Genomic DNA, 2287 nt, shown 5'->3' on the forward strand with positions numbered 1-2287 from the left:
CACCAGTCCGGTCACCGGCTTCTTGTGGATGCGGAACTCGCGCTGCGTCATCCACGGCATCAGGCCCATGAAGAAGACCCCCATGAGGATCATCAGCCCGCCGAGCACCTTGGTCAGGACGGCGCTGTGCGCCATGAGGTTCTGGCCGAAGTAGCCGAACAGCGCCCCGCCGGAGACGAAGACCAGGGTGAAGCCGAGGACGAAGAGCGAGGCTCCGGCGACCATCCGGCCCCGCCGGGCGTCGGCCAGGTCGGTGCCGCCGACGCCGGTGACGTAGCTGAGGTAGCCCGGGACGAGGGGCAGGACGCACGGCGAGAAGAAGGAGACGAGTCCGGCCAGCAGGGCGATGGGCAGCGCCGCCAGGAGGGCCCCGCTGATGACCGTCTCGTTGACACCGGTGGACGCGGCGAGCTGGAGCACGGGGTCACTTCTCCGCGATCAGCGGGTCGATCATCTCGTGCAGCTTCTCGTCGTCGAGGGCGCCCAGCTTGCGGGCGGCGATCTTCCCGTCGCGGTCGATGACCACGGTCGAGGGGATGGTCTGCAGGTTGAGGGTGCCCTTGGGGAAGCGCAGGAGGAGCTTCCCCGTCGGGTCGTACAGGCTCGGGTAGGGGACCCCTTGGTCCTCCTCGAAGCTGATCGCCAGGGACCTCTGGGTGTCCTGGGTGTTGATCCCGACGAACTGGACGCCCTGGCCCTCGGTCTCCTTGGAGACCTTGGCGAAGTGCTTGGCCTCCGCGCGGCAGGGACTGCACCAGGAGCCCCAGACGTTCAGGACGACGACCTTGCCCTTGTAGTCGGCGATGTCCAGCGGCTTCTCGTCGAGGGTGGTGCCCGCGAGCTTCGGGGCGTCGACGCGGTCGCCCTTGTCGACCCTGGAGATACCGCTGTTGCCGGTGACGAAGTTGGTGTTGCCGCCGCCGCCGGCCGTGGCACCGTCACCACTGCACGCGGACAGGGTCAGGGCACCGGCCACCGCGGTGGCGGCGAGCAGGGTGAAGCGGCGTCGGGGTACGCGGCCAGAGCTCATGTGAAAAGTTTCGCATGGCAGTTCCAGGGATCTCCCGCACCCCCCTCAGTGCCCGTAAAGACCCTTGTCAAGCCTGTTTAAAGAAAGTGTTCCAGCCACCCTCCGGGGCCTGGCCGACCTCCAGTGTGCGCAGCTTGTCGAGCACCGCCGGATCCTGCGCGTCGAGCCAGTCGACGAACTGCCGGAAGGAGACGAGGCGCACATCCGGCTTGTCCGCGATCTTTTTGATCACTTCCTCGACGGCGTCCATGTAGATACCGCCGTTCCACTCCTCGAAGTGGTTGCCGATGTAGAAGGGGGCGCGGTTCGTCTCGTAGGCGCGGTCGAAACCGGCGGTATAGGCGCCGACGGCCTGTTCGCGCCAGCCCGGATAGCGCGAGGGCATGCCCTTGGTCGAATTCTGCGACTGGTTGGCGAGGATGTTGTAGTCCATGGAGAGGACTTCGAAGGTGTGGCCGGGGAACGGCACGCCCTGCAGCGGGAGGTCCCAGACGCCCTGGCGCTTCTCGGGCCACGTCTGCCGGCCGCCGGGCGAGCTCGCGTCGTAGCGCCAGCCCATCGCCTTCGCCGTCGGCAGGAGGTTGTCCTGGCCCAGCAGGCAGGGGGTGCGTCCGCCGATCAGTTCCTTGCGGTAGTCGAAGGGCAGCGGATCGACGTCGGACCAGCCGCTGTTGGTCCGCCATTGCGTGACGAAGGAGATCGCCTGGTCGATCTCGCTCTGCCACTGGGCGGCGGTCCAGTTGGCGACGGATCCGGAACCGGCGCAGAAATGACCGTTGAAATGGGTGCCGATCTCGTGTCCGTCGAGCCAGGCCTGGCTGACGTACTTGAGGGTCTCCTTGACGTGGCCGTCGGTCAGGTAGCCGATGTCGGAGGCGCCCCGGGGGTTGTTCGGCGGGCGGTAGAGGGACTTCTTCGACTCGGGCAGGAGATAGAGCCCGGAGAGGAAGAACGTCATCGACGCGTTGTGCTGCCGGGCGATCTCGAGGAAACGCGGAAAGAGCCCGTTGCCGACCTCGCCCGCACCGTCCCAGGAAAAGATCACGAACTGCGGGGGCTTCTGGCCGGGTTCGAGCCGGGCGGGGGCTTCCGGCTGGTTCGGCTGCTTCCCGGTGTCGGCCGTGGAGCCGTCACCGATGAGCCGGGTGTTCTTCTTGGGCGGCCCTCCGCCGGTTCCGTGGGCGCCCTTCTCCCCGCCGGGGCTCTCGGTGGGGCGGGCTCCGGGGCCGTCGCCGCCCGACGGGCCGGAGGAGCCGC

General features: G+C 67.8%; 3 protein-coding genes. All 3 read right to left on the reverse strand.

The window, feature by feature from the left end; all coding sequences use genetic code 11:
- On the reverse strand, nucleotides 1–420 hold a 420-nt coding region (locus IH13_RS0116115), incomplete at its 3' end, for a cytochrome c biogenesis CcdA family protein (protein ID WP_031084998.1).
- A gap of 4 nt (nucleotides 421–424) precedes the next feature.
- Nucleotides 425–1030 (reverse strand): TlpA family protein disulfide reductase, encoded by a 606-nt coding sequence (locus IH13_RS0116120; protein WP_031084999.1) that lies wholly within the window; start codon nucleotides 1028–1030, stop codon nucleotides 425–427.
- A 67-nt stretch (nucleotides 1031–1097) separates the two neighbouring features.
- A partial coding sequence (locus IH13_RS0116125) for a polysaccharide deacetylase family protein (RefSeq protein ID WP_031085001.1) occupies nucleotides 1098–2287 on the reverse strand: 1190 nt, incomplete at its 5' end.

Origin of the sequence: Streptomyces sp. NRRL WC-3549, from assembly GCF_000721935.1 — a bacterium.
In the GTDB taxonomy this organism is placed as follows: domain Bacteria; phylum Actinomycetota; class Actinomycetes; order Streptomycetales; family Streptomycetaceae; genus Streptomyces.